This window comes from Pelagibius sp., from assembly GCF_965249265.1.
Lineage (GTDB): Bacteria > Pseudomonadota > Alphaproteobacteria > Kiloniellales > Kiloniellaceae > Pelagibius.
In genome coordinates, this window is sequence record NZ_OZ252224.1 from 1,468,252 (window position 1) to 1,482,446 (window position 14,195).

At 63.6% G+C, this 14,195-nt stretch carries 13 protein-coding genes; 8 read left to right on the top strand and 5 right to left on the bottom strand.

Features of this window, described 5'->3' with window-relative positions; genetic code table 11:
- The first annotated feature begins 33 nt into the window (after positions 1–33).
- Positions 34–1,071 carry a TRAP transporter substrate-binding protein gene (locus tag ACP146_RS07010; protein WP_422366054.1) on the top strand — a complete coding sequence of 346 codons (1,038 nt, stop codon included), beginning with the start codon at positions 34–36 and terminating at the stop codon, positions 1,069–1,071.
- Here ACP146_RS07010 and ACP146_RS07015 read toward each other — a convergent pair.
- Positions 1,068–3,545: a ligase-associated DNA damage response DEXH box helicase gene (locus tag ACP146_RS07015; RefSeq protein WP_422366055.1), complete on the bottom strand. Its 2,478-nt coding sequence runs from the start codon at positions 3,543–3,545 to the stop codon at positions 1,068–1,070. The two genes, ACP146_RS07010 and ACP146_RS07015, sit on opposite strands and share 4 nt — an antisense overlap.
- Before the next feature lie 197 nt (positions 3,546–3,742).
- On the opposite strand from ACP146_RS07015, the gene ACP146_RS07020 reads away from it, so the two are divergent.
- Complete coding sequence (locus ACP146_RS07020) at positions 3,743–5,128, top strand: pilus assembly protein TadG-related protein (RefSeq protein ID WP_422366056.1); 1,386 nt, start codon at positions 3,743–3,745, stop codon at positions 5,126–5,128.
- 23 nt (positions 5,129–5,151) lie between these two features.
- On the opposite strand, the gene ACP146_RS07025 is transcribed toward ACP146_RS07020, so the two are convergent.
- Positions 5,152–5,514: a hypothetical protein gene (locus ACP146_RS07025; protein ID WP_422366057.1), complete on the bottom strand. Its 363-nt coding sequence runs from the start codon at positions 5,512–5,514 to the stop codon at positions 5,152–5,154.
- A gap of 62 nt (positions 5,515–5,576) precedes the next feature.
- The gene (locus ACP146_RS07030) at positions 5,577–6,329 is read right to left on the bottom strand and encodes a DUF1194 domain-containing protein (protein WP_422366058.1); all 753 of its coding nucleotides are present in this window, start codon (positions 6,327–6,329) and stop codon (positions 5,577–5,579) included.
- Positions 6,330–6,596: 267 nt separating this feature from the next.
- Here ACP146_RS07030 and ACP146_RS07035 point away from each other — a divergent pair, with 267 nt between their 5' ends.
- Positions 6,597–7,187, top strand: coding sequence for a hypothetical protein (locus tag ACP146_RS07035; RefSeq protein WP_422366059.1), 591 nt, complete (start codon positions 6,597–6,599; stop codon positions 7,185–7,187).
- A gap of 19 nt (positions 7,188–7,206) precedes the next feature.
- Here ACP146_RS07035 and ACP146_RS07040 read toward each other — a convergent pair whose 3' ends face one another.
- Positions 7,207–7,623 (bottom strand): HIT domain-containing protein, encoded by a 417-nt coding sequence (locus ACP146_RS07040; RefSeq protein WP_422366060.1) that lies wholly within the window; start codon positions 7,621–7,623, stop codon positions 7,207–7,209.
- 23 nt (positions 7,624–7,646) lie between these two features.
- Here ACP146_RS07040 and ACP146_RS07045 point away from each other — a divergent pair, with 23 nt between their 5' ends.
- The 4 genes from ACP146_RS07045 to ACP146_RS07060 all read left to right on the top strand — a co-directional run bounded on the left by ACP146_RS07045 (position 7,647) and on the right by ACP146_RS07060 (position 12,235).
- The gene (locus tag ACP146_RS07045; RefSeq protein WP_422366061.1) at positions 7,647–8,690 is read left to right on the top strand and encodes a ligase-associated DNA damage response exonuclease; all 1,044 of its coding nucleotides are present in this window, start codon (positions 7,647–7,649) and stop codon (positions 8,688–8,690) included.
- A complete protein-coding gene (locus ACP146_RS07050; protein ID WP_422366062.1) occupies positions 8,687–10,270 on the top strand; it encodes a cisplatin damage response ATP-dependent DNA ligase in 1,584 nt (527 codons plus the stop codon). Before ACP146_RS07045 ends, ACP146_RS07050 begins: the two co-directional genes overlap by 4 nt.
- Positions 10,271–10,444: 174 nt before the next feature.
- The gene (locus tag ACP146_RS07055; RefSeq protein ID WP_422366063.1) at positions 10,445–11,161 is read left to right on the top strand and encodes a class I SAM-dependent methyltransferase; all 717 of its coding nucleotides are present in this window, start codon (positions 10,445–10,447) and stop codon (positions 11,159–11,161) included.
- A gap of 126 nt (positions 11,162–11,287) precedes the next feature.
- A complete protein-coding gene (locus ACP146_RS07060; RefSeq protein ID WP_422366064.1) occupies positions 11,288–12,235 on the top strand; it encodes an IS481 family transposase in 948 nt (315 codons plus the stop codon).
- Here the strand turns inward: ACP146_RS07060 and ACP146_RS07065 are convergent.
- The gene (locus ACP146_RS07065) at positions 12,232–12,786 is read right to left on the bottom strand and encodes a RidA family protein (protein ID WP_422366065.1); all 555 of its coding nucleotides are present in this window, start codon (positions 12,784–12,786) and stop codon (positions 12,232–12,234) included. The genes ACP146_RS07060 and ACP146_RS07065 overlap by 4 nt on opposite strands.
- A 123-nt stretch (positions 12,787–12,909) precedes the next feature.
- Between ACP146_RS07065 and ACP146_RS07070 the strand changes: the two genes are divergently transcribed.
- The gene (locus tag ACP146_RS07070) at positions 12,910–14,160 is read left to right on the top strand and encodes a hypothetical protein (protein WP_422366066.1); all 1,251 of its coding nucleotides are present in this window, start codon (positions 12,910–12,912) and stop codon (positions 14,158–14,160) included.
- The last annotated feature ends 35 nt before the right edge of the window (positions 14,161–14,195 follow it).

Here is a 14,195-nt window from a genome sequence, read left to right on the forward strand (position 1 = left end):
GAAGTTCAAAAGACACGAAACAGGAGGAACACCATGCGACACAACCCCAAGCCATTTGGCCGAAAGTCATTGAGCGGGCTGCTCAGCGCCGCCTTCGCCGCCGCCGTGGCGGTTGCGCCTGTTGCCGCGGCAGCACAGGAGATAACCCTTCGTCTTGCCCATGTGGTGAAGGAAGGCGACCCCGCCTATATCGGAGCGGAAGCTTTCAGCACGCGCGTCGCCGAGCTCAGCGACGGCCGCATCGACGTCAAGATCTTCCCGGCGGGCCAGCTTGGCAACAACCGCAAGCTCTTCGCGCAGATCCAGTCCGGCGCGGTGGACATGAGCTTTACCCCCTTCAACATGCTGGCCGACATCGTGCCGGAGTTCTCCATCGTGACCGGCGGCTACATGTTCGAGAGCCCCGAGCATCAGCGCCGGTTGCTGGAGAGTGCTGAATTCGGGCAGGCCTGGGCGGATCAGCTTCTGGAAAAGGGCAACCTGCGCATTCTCTCCCACTTTTTCTACGGCACCCGCAATCTGACCACCGCGAAGGTGGAGGTGCGCAGCCCCGAGGGCTTGTCGGGTCTGAAGATCCGCGCCGTGCCGAACGCCATGTCACTGGCCACGGTGCGCGGCCTTGGGGCGGCGCCGACCCCGGTCGCCTGGCCCGAGACTTTCCAGGCGCTGCGTCAGGGTATTGTCGATGGACAGGAGAACCCGATCCCCGTGCTCTACGCTGCCGGCTTCTATGAGGTCCAGAAGTACCTCATCAAGACCCGGCATCAGATGTCGGCCCTGCCGTTCCTCATCCGTGAGCCGTCCTGGGCGAAACTTTCGGCGGCCGATCAGCAGATTCTGCAGCAGGCCGCCACGGAGGCCGCGGCCCTGGCCACCAAGACCATGGTCGAGTTCACCCAGACCCTGGAAGCCGATCTCGTCGCCAAGGGTATGACCATCGTTGAACTGACGGAGACGGAGCGGGCGGCGTTCCGTGATCGGGTCCGGGCCTCGGTGGCTGAGGAGTTCGACGGCAAGGTCTTCCCCGCCGGCCTGATCGCCAAGGTCCATGCCCTGGCCGACGGCGGCTAAAGCGGCAGTTCCGCCTGACCGACGCCGAGTTCCATGCCTTCGGTGGCTTCATCGATGAGGGCCTGGGCGCCCTCGTCGAGAAGCTCGTCGAGCCCGCTGCCGGCGACCTGTTCCTTGCCGACCTCCAGCAGCACGGGAACGGCGAGGGGCGAGACCTTGTCGAGTCGGCGGTGCTCGATCCTTCCCTTCACCCGTTTCAGCATCTCCGCCAGGCGGCCGATGTCGGTCAGGCCGCCGGCGGCATCGGCGCGGGTCGCCTGCAGCAGGATGTGGTCGGGCTCGTGCTTGCGCAGCACGTCATAGATGAGGTCGGCGTTGAAGGTCACCTGGCGGCCGGATTTCTCCTGGCCCGGTGCCCGGGCTTCGATCAGTCCGGCAATGACGGCGACCTTGCGGAAGGTGCGCTTCAGCATGGAGGATTCCGCCATCCATTCCTCCAGATCGTCGCCCAGCATGTCTTCGTCGAAGAGGCCGGCCAGATCCTCCGCCGGCTTCAGGCTCCAGACCGCGATGACATAGTCGGTGGCGACGAAGCCGAGGGGGGCGAGGCCGGCGCGCTCCATACGGCGGGTCAGCAGCATGCCCAGGGTCTGGTGGGCGTTGCGGCCCTCGAAGCAATAGGCGACCAGGAATTCCTTTTCGCCGCGTGGAAAGGTTTCCACCAACAGCCCGGAAGCATCGGGCAGCACCGAGCGCCAGCGCTGGATCTTCAGCCATTCGGCGACGGCGGGGGGCAGGTTATGCCACTGCGCCGGGTTGGAGAGGATGCCGCGCACCCGCTCGGCCAGATGGGTGGAAAGCGGCAGGCGTCCGCCGGCATAAGCCGGCACCTTGGGGTCGCCCCCCTTGGCCCGGCTGACCAGCACGGTGTTGTCGCGCATGCCCTCAAAGGCGAGCAGTTGGCCGGCGAAGATGAAGCTGTCGCCGGGCAGCAGGGCGTTGACGAAATACTCTTCCACTTCGCCCAGAACCCGGCCGTTCCTCATACGCACCTTTAAGACGGGCGCCTCGACAATGGTGCCGACGTTCATGCGGTAGCGCTTCACATGCTGGAGGTTGGAAACGCGATAAAAGCCGTGTGCATCAAGGCCTAAGCGGCGATAGCGCTCATAGGATTTGAGCGCATAGCCACCAGAAGCGACGAAATCCAGGGTACGCTCAAAATCTTTCTTTGTCAGTGACTTATAGGGATAAGCTCGGATGACTTCTCGATACAGATCATCTGCGCCGAAGGGGCCGGCGCAGGCGGTTCCAAGGATATGTTGAGACAACACATCAAGTCCGCCCGGCTTTGGCGGATCGCCATCCAGGCTGCGCGCCGCTACCGCTTCCAGGGCGGCGCGGCACTCCAGCACCTCGAAGCGGTTGGCCGGCACCAGCAGCGCCCGGCTCGGCTGGTCGAGCTGATGGTTGGCGCGGCCGATGCGCTGCAGCAGCCGGGCCGAGCCCTTGGGTGCGCCGACCTGCACCACCAGGTCGACGGCAGCCCAGTCGATGCCGAGGTCCAGCGAGGAGGTGGCGACCACCGCCCGCAGCTTGCCCGACGCCATGGCCGCCTCCACCTTGCGGCGCTGCTCCACCGCCAGGCTGCCGTGGTGCAGGGCGATGGCCAGCCCGTCGTCGTTAAGACGCCAGAGCTCCTGGAACACCAGTTCCGCCTGGGCGCGGGTGTTGACGAAGACAAGGGTGGTCTCCGCCGTCAGGATCTTGTCGTAGACTTCGGCGATGGCATGGACGGCCATGTGGCCGGACCAGGGCAGGTACTCCTTCGTGGTGAGAATTTCGACCTCGGCCTCGGCCCCGTCGCGGCCGATGACCCGGGTCACATCGTCGGGGTCCGCCGTGGGCGACAGCCAGCCCGCCAGCCAGTCGGGATCATGCACCGTTGCGGAGAGGCCGACCCGGCGGCAGCCAGGGCTCAGGGTTTCCAGGCGCGCCAGGCCCAGGGACAGCAGATCGCCGCGCTTGCTGCCGGCGATGGCGTGCAGTTCGTCGACCACCACGCACTTCAGGCCGGCGAAGACCTGGGGCGCATCGTAGTAGCTGAGCAGCAGGGCGAGGGATTCCGGTGTCGTCATCAGGATGCCCGGCGGCTTGCGGCGCTGGCGCTGGCGCTTGGATTGCGGCGTGTCGCCGGTGCGGGTCTCGCAGGTGACATCCAGGCCCATCTCCGCGATCGGCTGGGTCAGGTTGCGTTGGATGTCCACAGCCAGGGCTTTCAGCGGCGAGATGTAGAGGGTGTGGAGCCCGTCATGGGGACATGCTGCCAGATCCACCAGACTGGGCAGGAAGCCGGCCAGAGTCTTGCCGCCACCGGTGGGCGCGATCAGCAGGGCCGAGGCCCCGGCCTCCGCCGCCCGCAACATCTGCAACTGGTGGGGGTGGGGCTGCCAGCCCCGCGCGCGGAACCACTCCGCAAAGAGCGGCGGCAGGGCGCTGAGGTTCGATTCACTGAGCAGGGCTGGCTGGTCCACGGCGGCAAGTCTAGACCGCCCGGCAGGACGGGTGAAGGCGAATGAAGCGGGCCCCGGTAAAGCCTTGATCTGGCGTGAAAGCAGGGCCCGAAATTTAGCACAAATGCGCCGTAAGTCGTTGCTATTCCTTAACGTTCTATTGACGCTCGATCGCTACTCTGGATGCTGCGAAGTGAATTTCCGGGGAGTACCCCGCGATGCGTGGATCAACAGAAAAAGCGCAGTGGAAGTGGGCGCGCTTTTGGCGCGACCTCGGCGGCAATGTCAGCATTTTTTTCGCTTTCAGCGTCATTGCGATATTTGGCACCGTCGGCATCGCCATCGATACTTCCATCGCTTACAACGTGCGTGCGCAGTTGGCGTCGGCGGTCGATGCTGCTGCCTTAGCGGGCGCGCGCGCCTTCGCCAGCCCGACCCGCAATACCGACATCCAGAACTTCTTCGCAGCGAATTTCCAGGACGGCTACATGGGCTCTGTCCTGCAACCCCTGGAGATCGTGCCGGACGACCAGAGCCGCACCATAACGGTGACGGCGCGGGCAACCATTCCGACCTTCTTCATGGGCGTCCTGGGCCAGCATTCCACCGATGTCGCCGCGACCGCGGAGGCGACGTTGTCGTCGCGCGACGTGGAAGTTGCGCTGGTGTTGGATATCACCGGCTCGATGTCCGGCTCGAAGATCGCCAGTCTGCGGTCCGCGGCGAACGAATTGGTGGATATCGTTGTTCAGGACCTGCAGGTCCCATTCTATTCAAAGGTGGCCCTGGTTCCCTATTCCAGCGGCGTCAACGTCGGCGCGCTTGCCGATGCTGTCCGCGGCCCGGTGACCACCGGCACCTGTAGCTATCCGGCGGCGCCGACCTGTGAAGAGTTCGAATTCCCACGCGCAAGCGACGGCGATCTTATTACCTATGATGTCAGCACCTGTGTGACCGAGCGCCCCGGCCCGCACCTTTCTACCGATGCAGCACCGAGCTTGGCGCCGCTCAGTCCGCTTTTCCCGCCGGACGGTTCCTACAACCCTTGTCCCTCGGCTGAGATCATGCCGCTGACCAGCAACAAGGGCGCATTGACGGCCGCGATCAACGGGTTGACGCACGGCGGTTCCACAGCCGGTCAGACGGGTGTCGCTTGGGGCTGGTACATGCTCTCACCGAACTTCGGCTATCTCTTTCCCGGTGAAGGCACGCCGTCGCCTTACGGCATGATCAATCTGGGCCAGGAGGTGCTGAAGGTCGTGATCATCATGACGGACGGCGAGTTCAACACCATCTATCACTCCGGCGTGAACGCCAACAACTCAGGTCCCAAGAGTGGTGGGCCTGAGTACAAGATAAATCAGCCCGGCACCAACGGCAGTTCCTTTGACCAGGCGGAGGCGCTCTGCGACGCCATGAAGCTGGAGGGGATCGTCGTCTACACCGTCGGCTTGGAGCTTGGCGCCGCGCCGGGTGCAGTAGACTTCGTGAATTACTGCGCCACCAGTGCGGACAATGTCTACCTGCCCGGCAATGGAACCGAACTGCGGCAGGCCTTCCGCGACATCGCCGTCCAGGTGTCCAATCTGCGCATTTCGATGTAACCGTTGCGTAACAGTCAGTCGCTTCAGGTGGCAGGGTCGTCGGCTTGCTCTTCATGAAAACGGTGCCGGACGCGCCGGTAGCGGACCAGCAGGATGATCACTGCGACCGGCAGCAGGGCGATCAGCAGGATTATCACCAGGCAACACAGCAGCAGCCAGAGGGGCGGGAACTCGGAAAGGGCCGTGGAGGTCAGGGCTTCGACACCCCAAAACACCCAGGAGGCGGCGAGAAAACCGCTCACGGTGAGAACCGCCAGCCCGCTGTAGAAGAATCCGCCGGGATCTTCAAAGCGGATGAGGAGGTCGCCGGCGATCAGCCCGTAACCCGCCAGCATGCCGGCGCTGAGGACGACAATTTTTCGCAGAATTCTCTTGTGTTCGGGCATGCGGCGTTGCGCTCTCCAGTTCATGGCTATCATGTCTGGGTCGGGCAGACCGCAGTCCCGGTTCAATTGGCCTGAGGCGTCTCCGGAAGGCTGGCGATTTCCAGGATCAGCTTGCGGATCAGGGCATCGAGGAACTCGTCCTCACTATCGACGGTGAGCGCGAACGCACCGGGGCCGCCGATGAGGTCGCGATAAAAGTGTTCGCTGAGCGGCATGCCGCCAGGCCCGGTCATGCCGCCGCTGCGGTAGTTCAGGGCCAGGGCGTTGATCACCATGCCGGCCTCGACCGCCAGGCCGCGCGCAAGCTCCAAGGGCATGCCGCCGAACTGGCCGGCATCGCCGGAAACGTCGATCACCTTGCGGAAACCCTCGAAGTCGTTGCTCTCGATCCACTGCTGACAGAATGCGATGGCGTTGCTGATGGAATTCCAGCCCGTCGCCTTGCGTGGGGCTGCCAACAAAGCCTCGGCAAAGTCAGCCGCCGGCTGCGGCCCGTCGATCAGGGTCCAGTCGACGATGGGGTGCAGGCTGGTGGGGCCGCCCCATTCCATCAGCGCCACGGCGATGCCGCCGTTAAAGCCGGAGGTCACGATGTCCACCACCTTGGCGTCGGTGAGGGCCTGGGCATAGGCCTGGCGCTGAAAGGCGAACTCGTCGTCCTCGATGGAGCCGGAGCCATCGACGGCCAGGCAAAGCTCCACATCGACGGCCCGGCGCTCGGGCGCTTGGGCAGGGGCGCTGCCGGGGAACAACAACAAGGCCGAGATCAGCAGGACGGTGGACCGGGCAAGCCGTCTTGTCCGGGCGTGAATCATCTTGGCGGTTTCCTTTGCGGCGGTGGGCGGCGTCCGGCCGCTGGCCTTGGCAGGCTCACTTATGGCGGCGCAATGGAAAATCTAGAGCGCTGGCCACAGAGATCCAACAGCCTGCTGGACAGGCTCATGGGGTGAGCCCGCCATCCTGGCGGTCCTCGGGTTAAGTGTATGCAATTCATGAGGGTTTTGCCCAACCAGAGCAGGATCTACGGCATGGGCCTATCAACTTTTTCTGTCAGACTCTGCAGCGCGCAGGCGGTCTTGCTTTTGGCTCTCACAGGAATCGTCGCCGGCTGCGCGGAACTGGACCGGCTCACCAAGCCGGGTGTGGAGGGGCTCTTGCTCGCACCCGACTTCACCAGCGCGGCGCTGACCGACGGTGGGCTCGGCGCTGCCCGCGTCGGCGCGAGTTTGAAAGGCGACGCGGTCGACCCTGAGGTCCTGGAGACCTTGCTGACAACGGCAATCCGCAGCAAGCGTCCGGACGTTCCCCTTGGCGCGCGGGGGCGTTATCAGGTGACGGCGCGGGTGATTGCCGATGACGTCAGCAAACGCGGTGACGACATCGAAGGAACCATCTATCGCTGGGCCAAGCGCCGTGTGAAGGTCAACTATGCGGTGGTTGATGGCGCAACGCAAAGGCAGGTCTGGGGCGGCGTTATAGAAACCGAGAACGAAACGCTGGCGACCTACGAGAAAGAGAAGAAAAAGAAGTCCAGCGAACGGATCGTTGACGAGATCATCCAGGCGATCACCGAGACGGAGCCCTATCCCTATCCCGATCCGCCGTTCTTCAGCGATGTAGTGAAACAGAACTTTGAAGGTTTCGCGCTGAACCTGCCGTATCAGTCGGGATAGCTGGTCGTGGCAGGAGGGATCAGGCCACCTTGAATGCGCCTTTCAGCAGATCGAGACGCTCCTGCAATGGCCCGGACTCATAAGGCCGCGCCGGGACCTTGCCCCAGATCGGACCCGGCCAGGCCGGGTCGTCGGCGAAGCGGGCGATGATGTGGACGTGGAGCTGCGGCACCATGTTGCCAAGCGCGGCAACGTTGATTTTGACCGGCTTGAAGCTAGATTGAAGGGCGCGGGAAGCGCGGCTGATCTCGCCGGTGAACTGCGGTATGTCGTCCTCTCCGACATCGTGGAAATCACGCAATCCAGCACGGCGGGGCACCAGGATCAGCCAGGGATAGGTGGCATCGTTCATCAGCAGCACATGACAGAGCGGCCAATCGTCCAGGGTGATACAATCCGCCGCGAGGCCTTCGTGCAGAACAAAATCGTCCGTCATCGGGTAAAGTCGCTCCTGAAAACATGACCATAAAACCTGAATCCTGGCTCAAGGTAACCGAGCGCGGGCTCTATTGCGAGCCGGGGGGCTTTTATGTCGACCCGCACCGGCCGGTGGAGTGCGCCGTGGTGACTCACGGTCACGCCGACCATGCCCGGCCCGGGAACCGCGCCGTGCTGGCGACGCCGGAAACCCTGGCAATCATGCAAAGGCGTTACGGGGAGCAGGCGGGCGATGACCTGGAGCCCCTGACCTATGGCGAGGTCCGCGACATCGGCGGGGTGAAACTCTCCTTTCTGCCCGCAGGCCATGTGCTGGGCAGCGCCCAGGCGGTGCTGGAATGGAAAGGCTGCCGCATCATCGTCTCCGGCGACTACAAGCGCCGGCCTGACCCGACCTGCACGCTTTTCGATCCGATGCCCTGTGATGTCTTTATCACCGAGGCGACTTTCGGTCTGCCGGTCTTTCGCCATCCGCCGGACGAAGGCGAAATCGCCAAGTTGTTGACAGCGCAACGGCAGTTCCCGGAACGGGCGATTCTGGTGGGTGCCTACAGCCTCGGCAAGGCGCAGCGGGTGATCGCGCTGCTGCGCCAAGCGGGCTACGACCGGCCGCTCTACATTCATGGCGCGCTGCAAGGGCTCTGCGATCTTTACCGCGACCTCGGCGTCGATCTTGGGGAACTCCGGCACGTCGGCGATAGGCCCAAGGCCGAACTTGCAGGGGAGATCGTGCTGGCCCCGCCTTCCGCGCTCGCGGACCGCTGGTCGCGGCGTCTGCCGGACCCCTTGACCGCCATGGCCTCCGGCTGGATGCGGGTGCGGGCGCGGGCCAAACAGCGCGGTGCGGAGCTGCCGCTCATTCTCTCCGACCATGCCGATTGGGACGAACTTGTACAGACCCTGGAAGACGTCGGCGCGCCGGAGGTCTGGGTCACCCACGGCAATGAGGAAGCCCTCGTCCACTACGCCACGGGCAGGGGGATCCGCGCCCGGGCGCTGGCCCTGATCGGCCGCGGTGAGGAGGAACAGGAAGAGGCGACGACACCGCAGGAGGCCAAGGCATGAAGGCCTTCGCCGAGCTTCTCGATCGCCTCTCTTACACCGCCGGGCGCAACGCCAAGCTGACCCTGATGGCCGATTACTTCCGTGCGGCGCCGGACCCGGACCGTGGCTATGCCCTGGCGGCGCTGACCGGGCGGCTAGATTTTGCATCCGCCAAGCCGGCGATGATCCGCGGTCTGGTCGAACAGCGCGTCGATCCGGTTCTCTACGGCTGGTCCTACGACTTCGTCGGCGACATGGCCGAGACCGTCGCCCTCATCTGGCCGGAACGGCCGGGCGCCAACCGTTCGCCGGAACTGGCCGAGGTGGTGGAGCGCCTTTCGACCGCCAGCCGTTCGGACTCGCCCAGGCTGGTCGAAGGCTGGCTCGACGCGCTGGATGCCAACGGGCGCTGGGCATTCCTGAAACTGATCACCGGGGGGCTGCGCGTCGGCGTCTCGGCGCGTTTGGCCAAGACCGCACTGGCGCAACTCGGGAACGGGAGCCTGGAGGAGATCGAGGAGATCTGGCACGGCGTGACGCCGCCCTTCACCGAGGTCTTTGCCTGGTTGGAGGGCAGGGCGGAGGCGCCTGATATCGATCTGCGCCGCGCCTTCCGCCCGCTCATGCTGGCCAACCCCCTCGACGATACAGAACTTGAGAAATTCGATCCGGCGGCCTATCGCGCGGAGTGGAAGTGGGACGGCATCCGGGTGCAGTTGGCCGCCGGTGGTGGCGAGGCACGGCTCTTCTCCCGTTCCGGCGATGAGATCACCGGCGCTTTCCCGGATCTGATGGAGAAAGCCGATTTCGATGCGGTTCTGGACGGCGAACTGCTGGTCGCGCGGGATGGGGAAATCGCGACCTTCAACGACCTTCAGCAGCGCCTCAACCGCAAGCGGGTAACGGCAAAGATGCTGCAGGAGTTCCCGGCCCATCTCAGGGTCTACGATATTCTCTTCGACGGTGACGAGGATTTACGGAGCCGCGGTTTCGACGCGCGCCGGCGGTGTTTGGAGGCCTGGCATGCGGCAGTGCAGCCGGCCCGGATCGATCTCTCGCCGTTGCTCGACTTCGAAAGCTGGGATGACCTGACGGCCTTGCGCGGGACGGCGCGGGAGCGTTCCATCGAAGGGCTGATGCTGAAGCTGGGGGACAGCCCCTATGTTGCCGGGCGGCCCAAGGGACCCTGGTTCAAGTGGAAGCGCGATGCGCTGACCCTGGATACCGTCCTGATGTATGCCCAGCGTGGCCACGGCAAGCGCTCCTCCCTCTATTCCGACTACACTTTCGGTGCTTGGCGGACAGGGGCGGAGGGTGCGCCGGAGCTGGTGCCCGTTGGCAAGGCCTACTCCGGCTTCACCGACGAGGAACTGCTGCGGCTCGACAAATGGGTGCGGGCCAACACCACCGAACGCTTCGGTCCGGTCAGGGCAGTGAAACCCGGCGTCGTGCTGGAGGTCGCCTTTGATGCCGTGCATCGCTCCAAGCGCCACAAGTCCGGGGTCGCCATGCGCTTTCCCCGCATCCACCGCATCCGCTGGGACAAGCCGGTCGAGGAAGCGGATGTCCTGCCGACGCTGGAGAAGTTGATCGAAGGGTAGTCTCCCTCTCCCCTCGTGGGAGAGGGAGGGACCCGCGTCAGCCGGAGGGCGAGGGCGGTCTCAACCAAAGCGCTGGGCTTGGCTCACTCTGTGTCAAAATTTGGCGCAGTCCGAGGTTGTTTTATGCAATAAGAAAATCTGTTGTAAGTTGCTGGTGGGGATCGAGAGCAAGAGATGGCGTTCGTGGATTGGGGAGATCCGATGCGTCGCTTGAAACGTGTTCTTAAAAGACTTCTTGGACGAACCCAGGATGAGCAGCCCTGGGGTGAGCGGGACAGCCTCTGGTACGACCGTGCCTTTGAGCAGAACCAGCATTGGCGCGAGCACTACACCAAGTCGAGCTACTATTTTCTCTGGACGGTCATAGCGGACCGCCTGGTTCGGCGGGGTGTCGGCTCCATATTGGATATTGGTTGCGGCAGTGGACAGTTGGCGCAGCTGTTGAGCGACAAGGGTATCAGACAGTACTGCGGTCTTGACTTCAGCGAGAAGCGCATCGCCCAGGCTCGTCTCGTCTGTCCCGACTTTGAGTTCCGCAACGAAGATGCCTTTAAGAGCGATGCCTTCGATGTTTGCGACTACGATTGTCTGTTGACGACCGAGTTTCTGGAACACGTCGAGAGCGACATAGAGGCGATCCGCCGTGTGAAGCCCGGGGTGTATTTTATCGGGACAGTGCCCAATTTCCCCTGGAAATCCCATGTGCGTCACTTCGCTGATGCCGACGCGGTGCAAGACCGCTATGGGGATTTGTTCACCGACTTCAGCGTCGACTTCTTCTACGGCAATGACCGGGGGAAGACCTTTTTCCTGCTCGAAGGTATTGTGCGCCCGGCGGCCGAAAACGCAGTGCGTGAAACCTCGGCAGAGCCGATCCGTCTCGTCACCTGACGCGGCTCTTTTCTTTCCGGCCCTTCTGTCTGGGTGCTCTAGGTGTGAGCTTTCAACAGGTTGTCCACTCGGCCCCGACCGAGGAAGCTGAAGTTGCTGAAGCTTTAGCGAACCCGGAGGGACCGAATGGACATCCACAAGAATGCCCGTCTGACACCGCATAGTCGAGGCGAGCTGGTACGCCGGGTGCTGTTCGACGGGCAGAGCTCAAAGGCCGTGGCCGTCGCCCTCGGGGTCTGCGAGCGAACCGTCCGCAAATGGCTCAAACGCTATAACGACGAGGGGCTGGCAGGCCTGGCGGACCGTTCGTCCCGGCCGTACCGCCTGCACCAGCCGACGCCACCGGCCAAGCTCCAGCGCATCGAGACCTTGCGCCGACGACGCTGGACCGGTCAGCAGATCGCCGCCGAGGTCGGCGTGTCGCCAGCCACGGTCAGCCGCGTCCTGAGACGCCTGGGGCTCAACAGGCTGAGTGCCCTGGAGCCGGCCGAGCCGGTGCGACGCTATCAGCGAGAGCGTCCCGGCGAACTGATCCACATCGACATTAAGAAGCTCGGCAAGAAGCTCGGCCGGTTCTCCAGGACCGGACACCGCATCACCGGCGATCGCAGCGGGCAGAGCCGAACCCGCGGCATCGGCTGGGAGTTCGTCCACGTCTGCATCGACGACAGGTCCCGCCTCGCCTTCAGCCAGATCTTGCCAGACGAACGAAAACACAGCGCCGTCGCCTACTACAAAAGCCTCGGCGTCATCGTCGAGAGGGTCATGACCGATAACGGCTCCTGCTATCGCTCCAAGGACTTCGCAAAGGCCTGCAAAATCCTCGGCCTTAGACATATCCGCACAAAACCCTTCACCCCCAAGACCAACGGCAAGGCCGAGAGGTTCATCCAAATCGCACTCAGGGAATGGGCCTATGCCAGGGCCTACCAGACTTCCGAACAGCGCGCCCAGGAACTGCCACTATGGCTCCACCGCTACAACTGGCACCGACCCCATGGTAGCCTCAATGCCAAGACACCAATCAGCCAAATCGGCATAGCCAAGGACAACCTGTTGAGGCTCCACATCTAGGTCTTCGGCCGCTTGAAGCGCTTGTGCGGGATCAGGGCGATGGGGACGATCTCGACCAGCAGTTCCGGAATCACCAGACCGGGCACCTGGATGAGAATGCTGGCCGGCGCGGTTGGCGTCTTGAAGTATTGGCCGCGTACCTCCTGGATCGCCGGCAGGTCGTCGCGCGCCAGGAAGTAGATGGTCATCGAGACGATGTCGTCGAGCGTGCCCCCGGCAGCCTCCAGAATCACCTGCGTGTTTTCGATGGCCTTGTGCATCTGCGCCGCGCAGTCGCCGGGGCCGACGACCTTGCTCTCGGCGTCCCAGGCGACCTGTCCGGTGATGTAGAGCGTGACCCCTTCGCCGGCGATCACGCCCTGCGAAAAGGCGCGCCCGTTCGGCCCCCAGATTCCCGGGGGGTTGTAGCCATAAGCCATTTCAGACTCCCAAATTTTGGTGGCCGCCTCGGCGGGCGGCGCGGGTGCGGTGTTGCTGCGGCGGGTGGATAGTACCAGCAACTCTACGGCTCTGACGATAGCCGCAACGTCCTGCCGGAATACGCCGATCATCGCTTGAACCTGCGGCTCACCCTGTGCGACACACCGCCAATGGATCCAAGCGGATCGTGCGCGACCGCAGAAGCCGTCCCGGCTCCTGGTGTCGCGGCCGCAATTTCAATCAGGGAATGAAGAATGAACAAGAAGGGTCTTGGTGCGCTGCTTCTCGGCGCCAGCCTGTTGTGCCTGGGAAGCCACCCGGCTGCAGAGGCGCAGACCGTTGCCGAGACCTGCTACGAGGTGCCGGTTCGGGCGGATTGCGCCGGGCCGCTCCTGGACCGCCTGCTGGACCGGCTGAGTGAGCAGGATCCGCAGGACAGAGACCATCTCACCGCTGCTCTTGCGGACAAGTTGATCAACAACGGCTTTCTGGACAGCGCCCTGAAGGTGGCACTGACGATCGATCGCAGACCTCTGAAAGAGACGAAGCTTGCGGTGCTGGGCGTTATGCAGGCGAATGTCCGCGAATACGCGGCTGCGCGTGATGTTGCGGACCTGATCGAGGACATGCAGCCAAAACGCGCGGTGCTGACGGCGATCATCCAGCGCTTTGTCGCGGATGGCGAGGTCGAGCCGGCTTGGCTGCTGGTCAAGGAAATCGACGATGCGCAGTTGTCGGACGAGTTCCATGCCGGGCTGGTTGGCCAGTTCGCCGTCGAGGAACGTTTCGGCTTGGCCTGGGACAATGCAATGCAGATCGGCGATTCCACGATCCGGAACAACGCGTATTTCGGATTGGCGCTTGCGCAGGTCAGATCGCAGCCCTTGGCTGATGTCGAACTTTCCCTGATGGCGATAGACGATCCGGCAGCGCGTGCGCGGGACTTTGCCACAGTTGGCCTGCAGGCTCACCATCGGGAGAAGGAGGAGTCGGCGGATCGACTGTTTGAGCTGGCGCAGAAGACTCTGGCCGAGGTAGAGGTCGAACGTGAACGCAACCGCGACTCACTGCTGCGAACCATCGCTCTCACCCTGCAGTCCGCGGAGAGACTGGAGGCTGCCCTGCAGGTCGCCGGCGACATCGGTTACCCCGATCAGAAGCTTGTGACACTGGGACAGCTTGCCGGGGCCCTGGCAGATCAGGGCGATCCGGATCGGGCGCGGGAAGTTTTTCAGGCAAACCTCGACGAGGCCGCCGGGATCGATGATCTGTTTCGGCGTTCCTACATGATGCGTTTGCAGGCCGAGTTCATGATGATGGCCGGCCTTGTAGAAGACGCTCTGGCCGTTGTCGACAGGGTTGCCGGCGATTCTCTGGAACATGCAGACGACGTTCGCCTGGCGGTCGGCCGCACCGCGCTGATGGAAGGCCGGTTTGACCTGGCCGAGCAGATCATGACCGACATTCAAGAGGTCGAGCGGGCGCGGCTCATCGGGTTGAGCTGAATTGCTTTCAACAGCGCCCTATACGGTGATGAGGC